Annotated in this window: 20 protein-coding genes; 9 read left to right on the top strand and 11 right to left on the bottom strand. The window is 69.5% G+C overall.

What is annotated here, in order from left to right; genetic code table 11:
• The first annotated feature begins 22 nt into the window (after window positions 1–22).
• Entirely contained in the window at window positions 23–433 is a 411-nt protein-coding gene (locus NYZ95_RS12120; protein ID WP_262851531.1) for a hypothetical protein, read from the top strand.
• A gap of 82 nt (window positions 434–515) precedes the next feature.
• On the opposite strand, the gene NYZ95_RS12115 is transcribed toward NYZ95_RS12120, so the two are convergent.
• The 3 genes from NYZ95_RS12115 to NYZ95_RS12105 form a co-directional block, all read right to left on the bottom strand.
• Complete coding sequence (locus NYZ95_RS12115; RefSeq protein WP_262851530.1) at window positions 516–848, bottom strand: DUF6966 domain-containing protein; 333 nt, start codon at window positions 846–848, stop codon at window positions 516–518.
• 461 nt (window positions 849–1,309) lie between these two features.
• The gene (locus NYZ95_RS12110) at window positions 1,310–1,654 is read right to left on the bottom strand and encodes a hypothetical protein (RefSeq protein WP_262851529.1); all 345 of its coding nucleotides are present in this window, start codon (window positions 1,652–1,654) and stop codon (window positions 1,310–1,312) included.
• A gap of 55 nt (window positions 1,655–1,709) precedes the next feature.
• Window positions 1,710–2,582, bottom strand: a complete 873-nt coding sequence (locus NYZ95_RS12105; protein ID WP_262851528.1) for an RNA polymerase sigma factor — start codon at window positions 2,580–2,582, stop codon at window positions 1,710–1,712.
• Here NYZ95_RS12105 and NYZ95_RS12100 point away from each other — a divergent pair, their 5' ends adjacent.
• Window positions 2,583–3,242, top strand: coding sequence for a Type 1 glutamine amidotransferase-like domain-containing protein (locus NYZ95_RS12100; protein ID WP_262851527.1), 660 nt, complete (start codon window positions 2,583–2,585; stop codon window positions 3,240–3,242).
• Here the strand turns inward: NYZ95_RS12100 and NYZ95_RS12095 are convergent.
• On the bottom strand, window positions 3,239–3,658 hold the full coding sequence (locus tag NYZ95_RS12095; RefSeq protein ID WP_262851526.1) for a hypothetical protein: 420 nt from the start codon (window positions 3,656–3,658) through the stop codon (window positions 3,239–3,241). The two genes, NYZ95_RS12100 and NYZ95_RS12095, sit on opposite strands and share 4 nt — an antisense overlap.
• Window positions 3,659–3,792: 134 nt before the next feature.
• On the opposite strand from NYZ95_RS12095, the gene NYZ95_RS12090 reads away from it, so the two are divergent.
• A complete protein-coding gene (locus NYZ95_RS12090) occupies window positions 3,793–4,131 on the top strand; it encodes a cupin domain-containing protein (protein WP_262851525.1) in 339 nt (112 codons plus the stop codon).
• Window positions 4,132–4,138: 7 nt separating this feature from the next.
• Here the strand turns inward: NYZ95_RS12090 and NYZ95_RS12085 are convergent, their stop codons facing one another.
• Window positions 4,139–4,801, bottom strand: coding sequence for a response regulator transcription factor (locus NYZ95_RS12085; protein ID WP_262851524.1), 663 nt, complete (start codon window positions 4,799–4,801; stop codon window positions 4,139–4,141).
• Window positions 4,802–4,904: 103 nt separating this feature from the next.
• On the opposite strand from NYZ95_RS12085, the gene NYZ95_RS12080 reads away from it, so the two are divergent.
• A complete protein-coding gene (locus tag NYZ95_RS12080) occupies window positions 4,905–5,183 on the top strand; it encodes a GlsB/YeaQ/YmgE family stress response membrane protein (RefSeq protein WP_262851523.1) in 279 nt (92 codons plus the stop codon).
• Window positions 5,184–5,875: 692 nt separating this feature from the next.
• On the opposite strand, the gene NYZ95_RS12075 is transcribed toward NYZ95_RS12080, so the two are convergent.
• Genes NYZ95_RS12075 through NYZ95_RS12065 form a run of 3 tightly spaced genes read right to left on the bottom strand, consistent with a single transcriptional unit; the run spans window position 5,876 to window position 9,846 of the window.
• The gene (locus NYZ95_RS12075; RefSeq protein ID WP_262851522.1) at window positions 5,876–7,975 is read right to left on the bottom strand and encodes an iron ABC transporter permease; all 2,100 of its coding nucleotides are present in this window, start codon (window positions 7,973–7,975) and stop codon (window positions 5,876–5,878) included.
• A gap of 7 nt (window positions 7,976–7,982) precedes the next feature.
• Window positions 7,983–8,978 (bottom strand): iron-siderophore ABC transporter substrate-binding protein, encoded by a 996-nt coding sequence (locus NYZ95_RS12070; protein WP_262851521.1) that lies wholly within the window; start codon window positions 8,976–8,978, stop codon window positions 7,983–7,985.
• 31 nt (window positions 8,979–9,009) lie between these two features.
• Window positions 9,010–9,846, bottom strand: coding sequence for an ABC transporter ATP-binding protein (locus tag NYZ95_RS12065; RefSeq protein ID WP_308212239.1), 837 nt, complete (start codon window positions 9,844–9,846; stop codon window positions 9,010–9,012).
• Between the two features lie 158 nt (window positions 9,847–10,004).
• Here NYZ95_RS12065 and NYZ95_RS12060 point away from each other — a divergent pair, with 158 nt between their 5' ends.
• Both NYZ95_RS12060 and NYZ95_RS12055 read left to right on the top strand, forming a co-directional pair.
• The gene (locus NYZ95_RS12060) at window positions 10,005–10,568 is read left to right on the top strand and encodes a dihydrofolate reductase family protein (protein WP_262851520.1); all 564 of its coding nucleotides are present in this window, start codon (window positions 10,005–10,007) and stop codon (window positions 10,566–10,568) included.
• Window positions 10,569–10,776: 208 nt separating this feature from the next.
• Window positions 10,777–11,115 (top strand): TfoX/Sxy family protein, encoded by a 339-nt coding sequence (locus tag NYZ95_RS12055; RefSeq protein ID WP_262851519.1) that lies wholly within the window; start codon window positions 10,777–10,779, stop codon window positions 11,113–11,115.
• Window positions 11,116–11,121: 6 nt separating this feature from the next.
• Here the strand turns inward: NYZ95_RS12055 and NYZ95_RS12050 are convergent, their stop codons facing one another.
• Entirely contained in the window at window positions 11,122–11,970 is an 849-nt protein-coding gene (locus NYZ95_RS12050; RefSeq protein WP_262851518.1) for an alpha/beta fold hydrolase, read from the bottom strand.
• A gap of 57 nt (window positions 11,971–12,027) precedes the next feature.
• On the opposite strand from NYZ95_RS12050, the gene NYZ95_RS12045 reads away from it, so the two are divergent.
• The gene (locus NYZ95_RS12045) at window positions 12,028–12,504 is read left to right on the top strand and encodes a MarR family winged helix-turn-helix transcriptional regulator (protein WP_262851517.1); all 477 of its coding nucleotides are present in this window, start codon (window positions 12,028–12,030) and stop codon (window positions 12,502–12,504) included.
• Window positions 12,505–12,672: 168 nt separating this feature from the next.
• Here the strand turns inward: NYZ95_RS12045 and NYZ95_RS12040 are convergent, their stop codons facing one another.
• Window positions 12,673–13,539 carry an alpha/beta hydrolase gene (locus tag NYZ95_RS12040; RefSeq protein WP_262851516.1) on the bottom strand — a complete coding sequence of 289 codons (867 nt, stop codon included), beginning with the start codon at window positions 13,537–13,539 and terminating at the stop codon, window positions 12,673–12,675.
• Between the two features lie 92 nt (window positions 13,540–13,631).
• Here NYZ95_RS12040 and NYZ95_RS12035 point away from each other — a divergent pair, with 92 nt between their 5' ends.
• Together NYZ95_RS12035 and NYZ95_RS12030 are read left to right on the top strand one after the other, a co-directional pair.
• Entirely contained in the window at window positions 13,632–13,979 is a 348-nt protein-coding gene (locus NYZ95_RS12035; RefSeq protein ID WP_262851514.1) for a VOC family protein, read from the top strand.
• 28 nt (window positions 13,980–14,007) lie between these two features.
• Complete coding sequence (locus tag NYZ95_RS12030; RefSeq protein ID WP_262851513.1) at window positions 14,008–14,493, top strand: SRPBCC domain-containing protein; 486 nt, start codon at window positions 14,008–14,010, stop codon at window positions 14,491–14,493.
• 21 nt (window positions 14,494–14,514) lie between these two features.
• Here NYZ95_RS12030 and NYZ95_RS12025 read toward each other — a convergent pair whose 3' ends face one another.
• Window positions 14,515–17,148, bottom strand: coding sequence for a hypothetical protein (locus NYZ95_RS12025; protein ID WP_262851512.1), 2,634 nt, complete (start codon window positions 17,146–17,148; stop codon window positions 14,515–14,517).
• Window positions 17,149–17,162: the final 14 nt, after the last annotated feature.

Genomic DNA, 17,162 nt, shown 5'->3' with positions numbered 1-17,162 from the left:
AATGTCGCCCTACCATGGCGCGATGTCCGCGTGTCAGTGTCCGCCGCCCTCCGAGGACCCGGCCGTCGCCCTGGTCGAGAGGATCCTCGAGGAGGCCGCCTTCCGGTCGGGTGCCGAGCAGCCGCTGCCAGGCGATCAGGTCGCGGCGACGCACGCGATCCAGCTCTGTGCCTGCGAAACGATGGACGATTCACCGGTCTGGCTCATCTACGCGACCGAGGACGGCGGCATCGGATGGCGACGACTCGGTGAGAGCGACCTTTCTGCAGTCGTCGAGGCAACGCACCTCACGGGCTGTCACCCCGATCCATCCGGGGTGCTGAAGTGGTTGCGCGGCGAGTGGCGGTATCCGTGGCCGGGCCGTGGCCGCGGAGACTTCCCGGATCACGCCTTCATCTACGACGAGCTGCGTCGTCGGATTCGCTCGACGTAACGCTGCTTATGCGGCGGATAGACGTGGCCGCTTCGCGGCGGTTAGACGCATGTCGGTGGGCGCGTCATCGCGGAACGCACGGTCACGTGTCGCGATCGAGCGCCTTCAGCAATGCCGCCGCATCCGCCCACATCTGCGACCTCAACTCCTTGAGTCGATCGTTGTCCAGACGCTCGGTCGCCCTGCCACCCTGGGCGTCGGGTGGATGCAGGTACACGTCATTGAAACTGCCCATCCCACCATATGCCTGCAGCAGGCGGGTCAGACCATGCGCGTCATGGGCCGTGATCTCGCGGCGAACACTGTCCATCCACGCCGACCAGTGACGCTCGCCGTACCTCATGAGCAACTTGCAGGTGGACTCCAGGTCGACCATGAGCCTGTCGTACCGCTCGTCAGCCTCGCGCTCATGCACATCTCGACCGTAGTGGGTGCGGCAGCTCATCGGCACGAGCGCGCGGACTGCGGCAGGGGAGTGCGTTCGTCAGACGACGGGATCCACAAGTTCAACGTGGAAGTAAAGGACGATGGACGCCAATCCGGTGGTTGCGTTTGCAGGAGGCACGAAGCCCGTAGCCGCATAGTCCTGGCCAGGAGGTGTCGGCGGTGGCCCCGTGTCGCGGCCGCCCTGCTCGCGGGTCAGCCACACCATATTCCCGTGGAAGGGCAACGAGCTGTCGATGCGCACGTACGCGACTCTGCCCTAATGCGCGTCCCGTCGCGCGCTCATCGGCAAGATCGTACGTCTCCGCGCGCGGTGGTTCGAGGTGGCCGCTTCGCGGCGGTTTTGACGCCCCCGGACAGAGGCGGCAGGTCAACATCGCGGCGAAGCGACGCGGCTCCGCGACCCGCGTCGGATCGCGGCATGCGAGTGCGTTACCTCAGACAGTCGAAGTAGCCCTTGCCTGAGGCATCCAGTTGATCCTCGGCACGCCATCTCGCGTAGATGCGAGCCACATCCGTTGACGTCGGCGCGATGTAGTCGTGCCATACGTCCCAACGACCATGCGGGTATCCGAGGAGGTTGTTGAGGACGTTGTTCACAGCGTCTGACTGTTCGACGTCGTTGTCCCACCTGGGCCAACGCTGGGCGATGCGACGTATCTCATCGCGCTCGAAATCCAGGAGCGTGTGGAACTCCCAGTCCGGGAAGAACGGACCGTCGGCGGCGGCGACCAAGCACTGGCAGATCACCTCGCTGTCACCGGCGTCAAGGACCACGCGCCGCAGCATACGGTCACGTCCTCCGGACACGCGGGGGTTTGCGCCCGACCGCTCATCGGCATGAGAGTGCGTTCCGGCGCGCCAGGCCCGCGGTCGTTCGACGTGGCCGCTTCGCGGCGGAATGACGCGACTCTGGCATCGGACGTGCCCGCAGTGCAGCATGTCCAGACGTCATGCAGGCCGACCCGAAAACGGCGTCTTGAGCTAGGTCAGGACCATGAGAGCTGGTGTGATCTCGAAGGGTGCGGCGCGCGCGGGAGAGTCGCAGGCGATAGGCAGCGGACGAGATGCCGAGTACCGTTGCGGCTTCTGACGCAGTCAGACCGTCGAAGACGGTGAGTGCGATCGCCTCCTGGTGGGAGGCGCTGAGCCGTGTCCAGGCCGAGGCGATGTCGACCCGTTGAGCGACGAGTTTGGAGTGGTTTTCCGCATCGCCGTCGGACGTGCTCGCCTCGGCGAGCCGTACCGCGAGAGCAGCGCGTCGGACGCTGCCCCGGCGAGCGTTCTGAATCGTGTGGCGTGCGACGCCGAAGAGCCATGCTCGAGCGTCGGGCAGCTCCGCGGAGAGGTCGTCGAGGCGTCGCCAGGCGACCAGCATGACGTCTGCGGTGATGTCCTCCGCGTGGGACGGGTCAAGGTAGACCGCGTCGTAGGCCCCGCGGAAGCGCTGTTCACGCGCCAGCTGCGACGGCGAGGACGGGGGCTCCATACCCTGCTCCTGTCCGGGAACGGCGAACTGTGTCACGACGCTATCGAGATTCTCGGGTGCCGAACCGGCCCGTTCCGGCGAAACCGGCCTCACGAACCTGACAGCTTCAGCACGCGAGCGGTAGGCCGGTACGTCTCGTGCCCAGTCGAGATCGATGAGTTTCGTGCCGGTATTCAGTCTGCGTCCCCGTACACCCGATGCTGAACGGAGGCCCACGTGAAGCTTCTTCTCACGTCCGCAGGCGTGACGAACCCGAGCATTCGCGACGCCCTGGTCGACCTGCTGGGCAAGCCGATCGCCGACTCGAGCGCTCTCTGCATCCCGACGGGGATCTACGGCAACCCCATGTCCGGGCCGGAGTCTGCCTGGCGCTTCATCACCGGTCAGACGCCGCTCCCCATGTCCGGGCTGGGTTGGAAGTCACTCGGTGTCCTCGAGCTGACAGCGCTCCCCAGCGTGGGCGAGGAACGGTGGATCCCCTGGGTTCGGGAGGCTGATGTCATCCTCGCGTCCGGCGGAGACACGGCGTACCTCGCCCACTGGATGCGGCACTCCGGCCTGGCCGACCTCCTACCGTCGCTGACCGACACCGTCTGGGTGGGGTTGAGTGCGGGAAGCATGGTGCTGACGCCGCGGGTTGGTGAGGAGTTCGTCGCGTGGCAGTCCGCGTCCGACGACCGCGCCCTCGGGGTCGTCGACTTCTCGATCTTCCCGCACCTCGGCATCGAGCCGGACAACACGACGGCGTGCGCCGAGAGATGGGCGGCTGACATCGCGGGCCCCGCGTACGCCATCGACGACCAGACGGCCATCAAGGTCGCCGACGGCACCGTCGAGGTGATCTCCGAGGGGCAGTGGCTGCGCTTCGGTGATTAGCCCGGTTCGGGGCCGAGCTCGTCGATGAGGTTGCCCGCGGCGTCCGTCACGACCCAGCGCCCGAAGCCCTCGGGGTGCTGGCGAGCCAGTTCCTCCAACTCGAGGTCGTCGGGGTCGATCGGGAGCTCGGGCGTCTCTGAAGGAACCAGCTCGTACGTGCCGTACACGCGGAACGGCATGTCGGCCGACGCCTCGACGATCATCCGTCGGGCGTGTTTCGCGGCATCGTCGAAGTCACCCCAGATGACGGTCACCAGGTCGTCCCACTGGTCGGGGCGCATGACGATCTCGACCTGCCGCCGCACACCTTCGGCGTCGTCGTACGACAGTCCGATGCGTCCCGGCGCGAGCTCTGTCGCAGTGCCCCAGGTGTTGAGGTACTCGAGGAGGTGTTCCCACAGGCGGTCGTACTTCATCCGCACATGATGGCGGCGGGGCGGGCGTGTGAGCGAAGGGTTATCAGGGTCTCGATACGCCCTCCGCTAGCGCTCCGGGCTACTCGACCCCACGCGGTCGCGCTCGTACTCGCTCACGGTGCGATGCTCAAGTGATGAGCCTTGATCCTGCCGAGACGAACCCTGATCACTACAAGGTCATCTTCGAGAACGACCGTGTCCGCGTGCTCGAGTATGCCGATCAGCCCGGCACGGTCACCACCCCTCACGTACACCCCGACAGCGTGATGTACACGCTGTCCTCGTTCCGGCGTCGGCTCGTCCAAGGGGACGAACAGCGCGAGGTGGAGATCGAGGCGGGCACGGTCGGCTGGCTTCCGGCGCAGCAGCACCACGGGGAGAACATCGGCGATACCCCGACGCACGCGATCTTCGTGGAGCTCAAGGACTCGACCGCGCCGACCGGGGAAGGGATGCTCGGCCCGAGCGCGTGACGCTCCGTCAGGGACCGCCGCGCCAATGCTCGATCCGGCGTTTGTCGGGCAGGAACCCGTGGTCCACGCCCCAGAGGACTGCCTGGGTCCGGCTCTCGACGTCGATCTTGCGGTAGAGCCCGCGGATGTAGGACTTCACGGTGTTGGGACTCAGGTATGTCAACGCGGCGATGTCGGCGTTGTTCTTGCCCTGGGTGATGAGGGCGAGGATCTCCGCCTCACGGTCGGTCAGTCCTTCGCCGCGGCCGGGCCAGTCACCACGCTGGGTGCGGACCTTGGCCGGTGAAGGACTGACCACGGTCTCGCCCGCGTGTACGGACTCGAGCGCGGCGACGAGCTCTCGTGCCGTGAGTGCCTTGGAGAGGTAGCCGTGCACTCCGAGATCGCGAGCCGCCGCGAGGAGGTCAGGGTGAAAGCTCCAGGTGTAGACCACGACGCGCCGGGCCCGCGGGTTGTCGATGAGGGCCTTGATCTCCACGTGATCGGACTCGGGCTGGGCGAACGAGTCGTACAGCGCGATGTCGACGCCGTCCTCGACGGACTGGTTCGTGTCCAGCTCGGCGACCACGATGCGGTCGCGGTACGGCTCGAGCATGTTGGCGACGCCGATGACCACGACGTCATAGTCGTCCACCAGCGCGACCTGAATGGGACGACCGGGAGTGCTCACCACCGCACGCTAACCCACCTAGGGGTGTGCCACACCCCTCGTAGGGGTGGTCTGGTGGTGAGCAGAGGACGCAACTGTCGGCCTCTCGAAGAAAGGGAGACCCATGCTCGGACTCATCCTCACCATCCTCATCGTCGGCGCCATCGCCGGCTTCGTGGCGCGACTGCTCGTGCCCGGTCGTCAAGACCTCTCCATCGTCGCGACCATCGCGCTCGGGATCGTCGGCTCGTTCATCGGCGGCTTTCTCGGCTACCTGTTGTTCGGCAAGGACGGAGACGACGGCTTCTTCCAGCCGGCGGGCATCATCGGCTCGATCATCGGCGCAGTCATCGCCCTGCTGATCTGGCAGTGGTCGCAGCGCCGCCACACCTCGCACGCCTGAGTGAACGAACAGCGACGCGGGCCGGGGCCAACGGGGGTGGTCCCGGCCCGGCTCTACCGGCGCGATGCAGATGAGATGGTGCGGGATTGGTGCTCATATATGGCACCAATCCCGCACCATGATCCAGCCGCTCGTTCCTCGCCCTACTCGACCAGCGGTCAGGCCTTGCGGCGGGACTATCTCCGCGAATGCTGGGTGACCGTGAGCTTTAGCGCCGTGCGGGGTCGATAGAAGGCGAGGACGCGAACGGGCTCGCTTCTCGCCCAATCCATCGCAGCCTGGAGTGTGTGCTCGCCGGCCGGCACTGTGATACGCACATCGCTGTTCGGGCGAAGTCGAGCAACGACCTTGCCATCTAGCCGAAAGTTGAGCCGCCGAAGCACACCTCCCGAGTCGTAGCCTCGCCTCAGCACTAGGGTCGCCATTTCCGCACCTTTCTCTTGGTCAGCACGCGATCCTATTTCTTCGGGCTCCACAGCAGATTCTCAAGCGGCCTCCACCAAACGCCGCGGTTCGCCGGGTGTGAAGGTATCCGGGAGGCGTTCTCAGAAGCGGTGCTCGTACATCATGGCGGCGGAGGGTCTGTGGGCGAGTGGGCGAGGTCTCGATACGCCCTCCGCTGGCGCTCCGGGCTACTCGACCAGCCGAGGGGTCTCGATACGGGCTCGTTCCTCGCCCTACTCGACCAGCGGTCAGACCTTACGGCGGGACTTGCGGAGCAGCCAGAAGAAGTACGGCGCACCCACCAGCGCGGCGAGCAACCCCGCCGGCAGCTGCGTCGGCGCCGCGACCGTACGGCCGAGCATGTCCGCCAGCACCAGCAGGATCGCGCCCAGCAGCGCCGCCACCGGGATCACCCGCAGATGCCGACGCCCCACCAGCGACCGCGCCGCGTGCGGAGCCACCAGCCCCACGAACGCCACCAGCCCGATCGCCGCCACCGCCGTCGCCGTCAGCAACACCGCCGAGGTCAGCAGCGCAAACCGCGCCGCCCCCGGCCGTACGCCCAAGACGCGAGGCGTGTCCTCGTCGATCGACAGCAGGTCGAGATAGCGATACCCGACCATCACCGCAGGCACCAGCACCGCGATCGCGATCATCATCGGCACCAGGTGCTCGTACGACCGCCCGTACGTCGAGCCGCCCAGCCACGTCAGCGCCTTCGAGGCGTTCCACGGATCGGTCGTCACGATCAGCAGCGACACGACCGCCTTCGCCGCGAACGACACACCGACACCGATCAGCACCAGCCGGTCCGTCGCGAAACCACCCCGAGCCGACAGTCCGAACACGATCGCCGCCGCCACCAGCGCACCCACGCCCGACGCCCCGGCCAGCGCCCAGAACGACGCCAGCGGCACGAGCGTCACGATGATGACCGCACCCACAGACGCGCCACCGGCGACACCGATGATCGTCGGGTCGGCCAGCGGGTTGCGCGTCACGCCCTGGATCGCCGCACCGGCCACCGCCAGCGCGACACCGGCCAGCAGCGCCGCGACCACGCGCGGCACGCGGGCGCCCATCACGTTCGTGACGATCGGCCCTGCGTTGCCGGTCGCCCAGTTGACAAGGTCGCCGAGCAGGAACATCCGGTCGCCGATCAGCACCGCCGCCACGCACAGCGCGAACAGCACGAACGACAGCACACCGACCAGCACCCACGGGTGCTTCGTGCCGAGCCCGCGTACGTCCAGCGCGTTCGAGGCGTCGTCGAGGCGCGACGCGCGCAGCCGGTACGCGAACCACACCAGCACCATCGCGCCGAGCAGCGACGTCACGACGCCGGTCGGCACCTCGACTGCACGCTGCGCGCCGATCAGCCAGCGGATCAGCACGTCCGCCGCGAGCACGATCGCCACACCGGCGATGCCGGAGACGAGGATGAGGACGCGGTGCCGGTGCAGGCCAGGAACCACCGGCGCGGCCAGCCGTACGAGGGCCGGCGCGGCCAGACCCACGAACCCGATCGGCCCCGTCATCGTCACCGCCGCGGCCGACAGGACCACCGCGATGACGAGCACGACGAGCTGCGTCTGCCGTACGGGCACACCGAGCGAGCGCGCCGCGTCGTCGCCGAGCACCATCACGTCGAGGCGCCGGGCGTAGAACATCAGCGCGACCAGGCACGCCAAGACGACCGGCGTCATCATGCGGACGCCGCCGAACCCGTTCTGGCTGAGGATCCCCGACTCCCACGCCTGGATCCCGCGAGCTTCCATCGGATTGAGGATGATCAGCGTCGTCGCGATCGACATGAGCACCATCGCGACGACGGTGCCGGCCAGCACCAGCCGTACGGTCCCGTAGTCGGTCCCCGCCAGCCCGAACACCACCGCCGCCGCGACCAGCCCGCCGGCGAAGGCGAGCACGAGGTCACCGAGCAGCATCCCGGGCAGGCCGACCGTGGCCCCGACCGTCAGGGCGAGGTACGCGCCGGCGTTGACGGCGAGCGTGTCCGGCGAGGCGAGCATGTTGCGCGAGATCGACTGCAGCACGCAGCCGGCTGCGCCGAGCGCGACGCCGACGACCAGCGCGGCGGCGACGCGGGGGAAGCGGGAGTCGAGGATGACCGCCGACGCCTGCGCGTCGGCCGAGCCGGTCACCCACGCCCAGAGATCGCCGAGCCCGACCGCCGCGGTCCCCTGCACGACGTGCACGGCCGCGAGCGCGACGACGAGGACGAGCAGGCCGACGACCGAGAGGACGAGCCTCAGGGACGCCTTCGGCTCGGCGTCGAGCTTCGAGAGGTCGGGAGAGTCCGCGGCGGCGGGCTCGGCGGTCAGGGTCATCGAGGGATCAGGACCCCTGGACGGTCTTCACGGCCGCGTCGACGAAGTCGCTCATCGACGCCGGGCCACCGAACATCCAGATGCCGTCGGGCAGGCGCTCGACGTTGCCGGACTTCACGAAGGGCAGGCCGGTCCAGACCTTGTTCTTGGCGAGGGCGTCGGTGTACGGGTCGGCCTCGACGTCGTTGCCGATGTACCAGTAGAGCGAGTCCGCCGGGAGCTTCGTCAGCCCCTCGACGTCGGTCTGGCCCAGGCCGTACGCGGGGTCGCCCTCGATGCCGTCGACCTCCGACCAGGCGTTGGCGAAGCCGAGCTCGCCGAGCACCGCACCGACGAGCGAGCCCTCGGTGTACGGACGTACCGAGACCGCGCCGCCCGCGTCGTACGCGTCGTTGAACGCGACCTTCGCACCCGACTTGCCTGCCTCCTCGACGGCCTTCTTGCCGTCGGCGAGCGTCTCGTCGAACTCCTTCTGGACGTCCTTCGCCTCGTCCTCGGTGCCGGTGGCCTGCGCGACGAGGTCGACGTTCTTCCACATCTGGCCGAGCGGGTCCTTCGAGTCGCCGCCGGGGACGACGATGACCGGCGTCGTCTTCTCGATCTGCTCGATCGCGTCGCCGACGAGCTGGTCGGTCACCAGGACCACGTCCAGGTCGAGCGTCGCCAGCGTGTCGAGGCTCGGCTCACCACGCGTACCGATGTCGGTCGCGTCGTCGTCGAGCTCCACCGACTGGTTCCACGCCTCGAAGCCCTTGATGTCGGAGACGCCGACGGGCTGGACGCCGAGCGAGATGAGGTACTCGACCGTGTTCCACTCGGTCGTCGCCACGCGCTCGGCCGGTCCGTCGAGGGTGACCTCCTTGCCGCGGGCATCGGTGATGGTGATCTTCTCGTTGCTGTCCGACGACGTGTCGTCGCCGCTGTCCTCGGTGGTCCCGCACGCACCGAGCGCGAGGGTGAGGGCCGCCGCGGACGCGACGAGCAGGGTACGGGTGGGCTTCACGGCCTGGCTTCTCCTTGTGAGGGTGGCGCCGTCAGGAAGCGACGGCGTCGGTGGTGGGACGAGCGTGGTGGCGCGCACGGGCGCGGGTACGGAGGTGGCCGTCGTGCGGATCGACGTGCACGTCGACGGTGACCCCGTACGCGGGTGAGAGCAGCTCGGTGGTGAGGACCTCCTGCGGCGAACCGACCGCGCGCACCTTGCCCTCGACGAGCAGCACGACCTCGTCGGCGACGGCGGCCGCCTGGTCCAGGTCGTGCAGGACGATGCCGACCGCGATGCCGTGCTCGTCGGCGAGGTCGCGGACGATGTCGAGGAGCTCGACCTGGTAGCGCAGGTCGAGGTACGTCGTCGGCTCGTCGAGCAGCAGCACGGGCGTGTCCTGCGCGAGGCAGCTCGCGAGCCACACGCGCTGCGCCTGGCCACCCGACAGGGTGTCGACGCCGCGGCTGGCGAGCTCGGTGACGCCGGTCATCGCCATCGCGCGCTCGACGATCGCCTTGCCGTCGGGATCACCGCCACCCCACCGCGAACGGTGCGGGTGCCGCCCGTACGCGACGACCTCCCGTACGGTCACGCCGCCGGGGGCCGAGCGCGACTGCGAGAGAAGGGTGAGGCGGGTGGCGAGCTCCTTGGACTTGAGGTCGGCGACGGACTCGCCGTCGCACAGCTCGATGCGGCCCTCGGTGGCCTTGTGCAGGTGGGCGAGCGCACGCAGGAGCGTCGACTTGCCGCTGCCGTTCGGGCCGATCAGCGCGGTGACGCGGCCGGGCACGAGAGCGAGGCTCACGTCATCGACCACGAACGTCGAGCCGTACGCCGCGCAGACGCGCTCGGCGGTCAGCTCGGGCTTGCGCTGGTTGTTGTCCACCTGACCAAGGTAAGGCATACCTTCCTTGAGGGGAACTGGTGGGAGGGGGGAGTTCCTCGTCACACCGATGAAGAATCCTCGGGTTCGATGTCGAAAGGGCGCTCGCTCGTTCGGCGTAGGGATGCAAGGCTGCTTCGACCCACACCTCTGGAGGAATCATGCGCCCACTCATCGTCACCGCATTCGTCTCGCTCGACGGCGTCATGGAGGCGCCCGGCGGCGAGCCCGGCTACCGCAACGCCGGATGGACGTTCAAGGACGTCGAGTTCGACGAGGCCGCGTACGAGCTCAAGGGCACCGAGCAGGAGGAGACGACGGCGCTGCTGCTCGGCCGGAAGTCGTACGAGGCGTTCGCGCCGGTGTGGCCGACGATGGAGGAGTTCAAGGAGTACAACGAGATGCCGCGCTACGTCGTGTCGACGACGCTGGAGTCCCACGACGACCGCTGGCCCGCGACCATCCTGCGCTCGCTCGACGAGGTCGCCGCGCTGAAGGAGACCGAGGGCGGCCCGATCGCCGTCCACGGCAGCGCGACGCTCGGCCGCAGCCTCGCGGACGCGGGGCTGGTCGACCGGTACCACCTGCTGGTCTTCCCGCTGCTGCTCGGCGCCGGCAAGCGGCTCTGGAGCGACGCCGACAAGGACACGACCAAGCTCAAGCTCGTCGACCACGCCGCGTACGGCAACGGCATTCAGAAGCAGGTCTTCGACGTCGTGAAGTGAGCCCGCTGGCTGGTCGAGTAGTCCGCCACCTGGCTGGTCGAGTAGTCCGGAGCGCTAGCGGAGGACGTATCGAGACCCGGGGTCTCGATACACGCCTCGCCCAGCGGCTCGCCGCTACTCGACCACCCACTTCCCTGCCTAGCGGCTCGCCGCTACTCGACCACCCAATTCCCCCGGCATTGTCACCACTGCGCGCGACACTGCGGAGATGGCGTACGACGAGGAGCTGGCGGAGCGGATCCGCGAGGTGGTGGCCGGCGAGGACGCACTCAGCGAGCAGCAGATGTTCGGTGGGCTCGCGTTCCTCGTCGGAGGTCAGATGGCCGTCGCTGCGAGCAGCAAGGGCGGTCTGATGGTGCGGGTCGACCCCGAGGAGTCCGCCGCGCTGGAGGACGGCGACGGTGTCGAGCCGATGGTGATGCGCGGCCGAGAGATGCACGGGTGGCTGCGCGTCGCGGCGGACTCCGTGCAGGACGACGCCGCGCTCGAATCCTGGGTTCGGCGCGGCGTCGCGTACGTACGGTCGCTCCCGCCCAGGGGCGGGTGACCGTGGTCAGAGGGCGTGCGAGGCGAGGAAGTCGGCGATCACGCGGTTGAACTCCTTCGGGCGTTCCATGTTCGGGTAGTGCGCCGTCTCCTCGACGACGACCAGCTCGCCGCGCGGCGTGAGCGTGGCCAGGCGCTCGGCCATGGCGCGGTGATCGTCGCCGTCGAGCGCGCCAACGACGGCGAGCACCGGTACGGAGACGTGAGGCAGCCGCGCCCAGGTGTCGGTCACCCCGGTCGGCTTCGCGGGCGGCAGCGGCGTGCCGTCGGCATCGACCACGACGTGCGCGCTGAGGGTGTGCGCGGCCATCGCGGAGACCGCGTCCCAGACGGCGGGATCGACGTCCGAGCGCGTACGGTGCGGGCCCGGTACGAACGCCATGAACGCCGCCATCCAGGCCTGCGGGTCGCCTGCCGCTTCCGCGCGCTGCCACTGCGCGAAGAGATCGAGCGCCCACGAGTCCTCGAACACCGGCTCGCTCGTCCCGACGCCTCCGGCAACGACCCCCGCCACGCGGTCCGGGTGCTCGAGGGCAAGGTCGACGGCGGTCGCACCGCCCATCGAGATCCCGGCGACGACGGCGCGGTCGATCTCCAGGGCGTCGAGCAGCGCCACCACGTCGTCGCACAGCCGCGCCTCCGTGGCGCGCGACGACCACCCGTGACCCCGCGCGTCGGGCGCGATCACGCGGCGCTCAGGGAACGCGTCGAGCTGCGGCGCCCACATGCGGTGGTCCACCGCGCCGCCGTGCAGGAGCACGAGGGGCGTGGCGTCCGTACGAGGGTCGCGGTCCAGGAAGGCGACGCGAAGGTCGGCGATCTCGAGGTACGTCAAGGCATCCGTGTCGGTCAACATGACAACCAAGGTGTCATAGGTCTGGCGAGTTGACAACCCAGGTGTCATTATGGCGGGGTGACGTCATCCCCCCTGAATCCTGACCGTCTTGCCGAGCGGCTCGCAGAGGTCTACCTCGTCGTCGGTCCGCTGTCGCGCAAGGTCCTTCGCGTCGTCGAGCAGCGCCAGCCCGTGATGGGCATGTCGGTCGGCGTCCGCGCCGTGCTCGACCAGCTGCACCGCGACGGCGCTCGTACGGTGCCGCAGATGGCTCGCGAGCAGGACCTCAGCCGGCAGTTCGTGCAGCGGATGGTCAACGATGCCGCCGCACTCGGATGGGTCGAGGCGGTGGACAACCCGGCGCACCGGCGCTCGTCGCTGATCCGCATCACCGCCGACGGCGAGCGCGCGATCGACGCCGTCCTTGCTCGGGAGCACGAGCTGATGAGCCATGTCCCGGGCGACCTCACCGACGCCGACATCGACGCCACGCTCCGGGTGCTGCGGGCGATGCTGGCGGGCCTGGAAGACGTCGAGCGGACGCTGGTCGAGTAGGCGAGTGCCCTCGCTGGTCGAGTAGGCGGGAGCGCTAGCGGAGGACGTATCGAGACCCGGGTCTCGATACACGCCTCGCCTAGCGGCTCGTCGCTACTCGACCAACCAAACCCCGCGGCTCGTCGCTACTCGACCAACCACATCCCCGGCTCGGCGCTACTCGACCAACTAACCGCCGAGGACCTCGCGGAGCTTGGTGGCGAACTCCTCCGGCTTGCCCATCTGCCCGAACTCTCCGCCGAGGAACCCGCCATGGTTGCTGGGGAACACCACCGCGTCCTGACCGAGCGCCTCGGCGACAGCGACCGACGTACGGCCGGTCATCAGCCCCTCGGACTCCTCGCCCACCGCGATGACGACGCGCGTCGGGGCAGCCTTCACGGCCTCGAGGTCGGGCACCTTGTCGGTGACCTCGTCGGAGACGCCGGAGAGCAGCGGGTCGTCGCGCGACCCGTCGTCCTCGGTCGGCATCCCGAACGCGGCCGGGTCCGGCGGCGGGGACGCGAGGTACTCGTCGGTGATCTCCCCCTTCCACTCCGTCATCCCGATGAAGGCCGCCATGCCGTGGCCCCAGCCCTTCTCCATGTAGATGCTGTGGATCCGGTCCGTCGCGGCCTTCACCTTGTCCGCATCGGGCAGCAACGGGGTCAGCGGCGGCTCGTGCGCGACCAGCAGCGCCACGTCCTCAGGGTGCGTGGCGACCAGCTCGAGGCCACTCACGGCGCCGCCGCTGCTCCCGAACAGCTCGACCGGGCCCGCCCCGAGCTCGGTGATGATCTGGTGGATGTCCTCAGCGTTCTGCTCCGGCGTGTTGACGAGCGATCCGTCGTGGCGGGTGCTGCGTCCGAGCCCGCGCGGGTCGTACGTGACCACGGTGCGGTCGGCGAAGTGCGACGCGAGCGTCGTGAACCCGCTGGCGTCCATCGGCGCGCCGACCATCATCAGCACAGGCCGCCCGTCCGTCGGCGGCATCGGCCCCCGTACGTCGTACGCGAGCGTGACATCTGGTGTCTTCAGCATGTGTGTCTCGGTCATGCCGTGTTGACCGCGCCGCATCGCCGAACTCATCGCAACGCGGTGGATCGGTGTCACCTGGTGGCACCGATCAACCGCGCTAGCGTGTCGGGATGGAAATCGACCTCTTCGCCGGCGTGTACGTGAGCGACCTCGACGTCGCGAAGGACTGGTACGGCCGTCTGCTGGGCAACGACGCGGCGTTCATGCCGAACGACACCGAGGCGGTCTGGGAGCTCGCCGAGCACCGCTTCCTCTACGTCGAGCTCAAGCCTGAGCACGCCGGCCACGCCGTGCAGACGCTGTTCGTGGGTGACCTCGACGCGTTCACCGAGGCCGCCCGTGCCCGTGGCATCGAGCCGCAGGCCCGCGAGACGTACGGGAACGGCGTCCGCAAGCACACGTACCGCGACCCCGACGGCAACGAGATCGGCCTCGGCGGCGCGCCCGTCGAGGACTAACGCGAACGCCGTCGTGGTTGCACTCGCCATGACGACACCCACGCTCGCCGACGTCCGGCACGACACCTTCGTCGTGACGCAGGATCTCGAGGCCCCACCCGCACGCGTGTACGAGGCCTTCTCCGACCCCGCCGTACGGCGCCGGTGGTTCAGGCTCCCCGGTCGCGACGCCACCTACGAGCACGACTTCCGCGTCGGCGGCGGCGAGTCGGCACGGAGCACGTTCCGCGCGTTCGACGGGACGATCGAGCACCTCGCGTACGACTCCCGGTTCGTCGACGTCGTCCCTGCGCAACGGATCGTGCTGACGTACGACACTCACGTGAACGAGGTCCTGCGATGGGTCTCCCTCGTGACGGTCGTGCTCGACCCGAGCGACGAGGGCACGCGCCTCCAGTGGACCGAGCAGGTCGCGTTCGTGACGCCGACCGGCGACGGCGAGCACGACCTTCCCCACGTCCGCGGAGGGATCCGGCTGCAGCTCAACGGTCTCGCGGGCGCCCTGGGCCTGTGACCCTCCGAGACGTGCAGGCCGTTACTCGTCCGTCTCCTGCCCGCCCGCGTCCTCGTTGCACTCGATCTGCGGCGGCTCCTCGCCCGGGAAGGCGAGCACGTCGAGGCGCGGCAGTCGGTGCCCGCGCATGTCGAACGACAGTGCCGGGCGCCGGGTCACCTTGCCGCGCGCCCCCTTGTGCAGGTAGCCGCGGGTCTGGCGCATGCCCACGGTGTACGCGCACTCGTCGAAACGGACGATGTCACCCACCGGCTCCACGAGGTCCTCGACGTCCTCGCGCATCGAGCGGAGGTCCTGACGGAGGTCCTCCCTGGAGTCGTCCGATCGGCGACGCGGCGCCAGTCGATCCGCGGACTCGCCGGGTCCGCGCCCGCACCCCCGCTTCTTCGGGCGCACCGCGAGGAGCTGGTAGTCCGGGTCGTCCCACCGGCCCCGATCGATGTCGACGGCGGGCGAGTACGCCCGACGCCCCGGCGAGAGCCGGGGATCGACCCGGTAGCCCAGTCGCTGTTCGGCGTCGCCGTGCTCGGTGACGGGCAGCCACACGAGGCAGGACTCCCAGGCGTCGAACCGCTCCGTACGCTCCTCGACCCGCTCCTCGATGCGCTCGAGCCGTCGGAACGTCTTGCGGAGGGCAGCCAGGCCCCGGGGAACACGCGGGCGTCCGACCCTGGCGTCGGCACCCGAGCCGTTGGGGTCGGGCACGGCGCTCGCGCATCGCCGGGTCGGCGACAGCCGCAGGAGCTTCCACCTCGGCGTCACCCGTTCGCGTACGAGCGCCCGCCGGGTCTGCGTGCCCGTACCGTCGCGTTCGTCGTAGGAGAACCCGCGACCCCGTCCACCTGCGCGCGCGATCCCGACCTTCCTCGTGCACGCGAGCAGGCGGTCGAAGCGCGCCGACCCCCGGTCGAGCGCGCGCAGACGCTTGGTCATCCGGCGGAGGGCCGCCCGTAGCGACGTCGCCGGTCGCGAGGCCCTAGCCCGGCGGGCAGCCGGAGGCGCGGGGCGGAGGGTGCGAGGCGGTGAGACGGTCGTGGTCGGTGACGCAGGCCTCGCCACCGGTACGCGCGCCAACGCCGGCGCGGAGCCTGCTGCTGCCGCGGCCTGCACGGCACCGATGTCGCACGGCCGGCCGGCGACACCCTTGGGCGTGCCGACGGCGTCGTGGCTGAGCACCCTGCTCCACGTCACCCACCGCTCGAGGAGCTGGCCGGCGGGCAGCGGCGACGGCAGGCGGCCACGGCACTCCCCGGCGGGGATCTTCCCGCGTACGGGGCTGGTGGGGCGCGGGACCAGGACGAACCCGGCAGGGTCGTCCTCGAGCTGCGCGAGGTCCGGGTGGTCGGCGGTGTGGTCCGTGGCGGAGTTCAGCACGCACGACGGGTCCGCGGTGAGGTTGTGGCCGAACGAGCGCACGCGATACACGCGACAGCTGCGCCGTGTGGGGATCGTGTCGCCGGTGACGCCTTCCCAAGCGGCGGGACCGATGATCGACGACGCGCTCGCGAACGGGCCTGCGGCTCCGACATCCGCCGCCACCGAGCCGATGTTGCGCGTGATCGTCGAGGACACGAGCGTGGTCGCGCCCGCCGCCATCACTCCACCTCCCGCACCCTCGGCGTAGTTGTTCGTCACCGTCGCATTGACCAGCACGAGGTCACCGCGCGCCCAGATGCCGCCGCCGACGTGGGCGACGGCGAGGTTCCTGGCCACCGTGGAGTTCACGACCAGGACGTCGGCCTCTCCGGAGATCGCGCCGCCCCTGTCGTCAGCCCTGTTCCCGACGAGGGTGGAGCCGAAGACCGCGACGTCCCCGTCGAGGGTGAAGATCGCGCCCCCTGGTCCGTCGGCGTCGCTTCCGTCGACGAGCGAGTCGATCACCGTCACGTCCCCGTCCTCGTCGGCGTAAAGAGCCCCACCGTCCCCGTCGGTGGTGTTCGCGTCGACGTGCGACCGGACGACGAGGATGTCGCCGGTCGAGCCGATCGCGCCTCCGGACCCGTCGACGAGGTTGGCGCTGAGCACGGAGTCGTACACCTGGACCCCGCCCCTGCGCGCGTAGATCCCGCCACCGTCGTCGTTGGCGAGGTTGCCGTTGATGTGGCAGCGGCGGACGGTGACGCGGCGCATCGAGAAGACTCCTCCGCCGGGCTCCTCGGCGAGGCTCTGCTTGACCGAGCAGTCCGACATCGCGATCTCGCCGCGCGAGGTCAGCGCGGCTCCCGGCCCGTCCGATCCGCCGCGCAGGAGGCTCACCCGTCTGAGGTCGAGGTAGCCCGTGCCGTCCTGGCGCAGCACGCGGTTCTCGAAGCAGGACTGCCGGATCGCGTGCCCGTGCCCGTCGAGCACCAGCGGGCGCGGGGACTCCCGCACGGGATCCCCGCGGTCGCAGTCACGGAGCACGATGTCGGCGCCGAGGTCGATCCGGCGCCGCATCGGGTCGGCCCAGGCGGCCCGCAGCCGCGCCTCCGTCCGCACCGCACCGGCCGGCGCGCGTGAGGGCGCTGGAGTGCCGGCGCGTACGACGGCAGCCGGAGCAGCCTGGCGGTCCGCGGTCGAGGCAACGGCCGAAGCCGTTCCCTCGCCGCACAGCGCGAGGACGACGACGAGCGCCGCCACCGCCGCCCGCCCTCGCCCTCGTGCGTGTCCTGCCATCGATCCTTCCTTCG

It is taken from the genome of Mumia quercus (assembly GCF_025506335.1).
GTDB classification, from domain to species: Bacteria; Actinomycetota; Actinomycetes; order Propionibacteriales; family Nocardioidaceae; genus Mumia; species Mumia quercus.
This window is presented reverse-complemented; position numbering and strand designations above follow the sequence as displayed.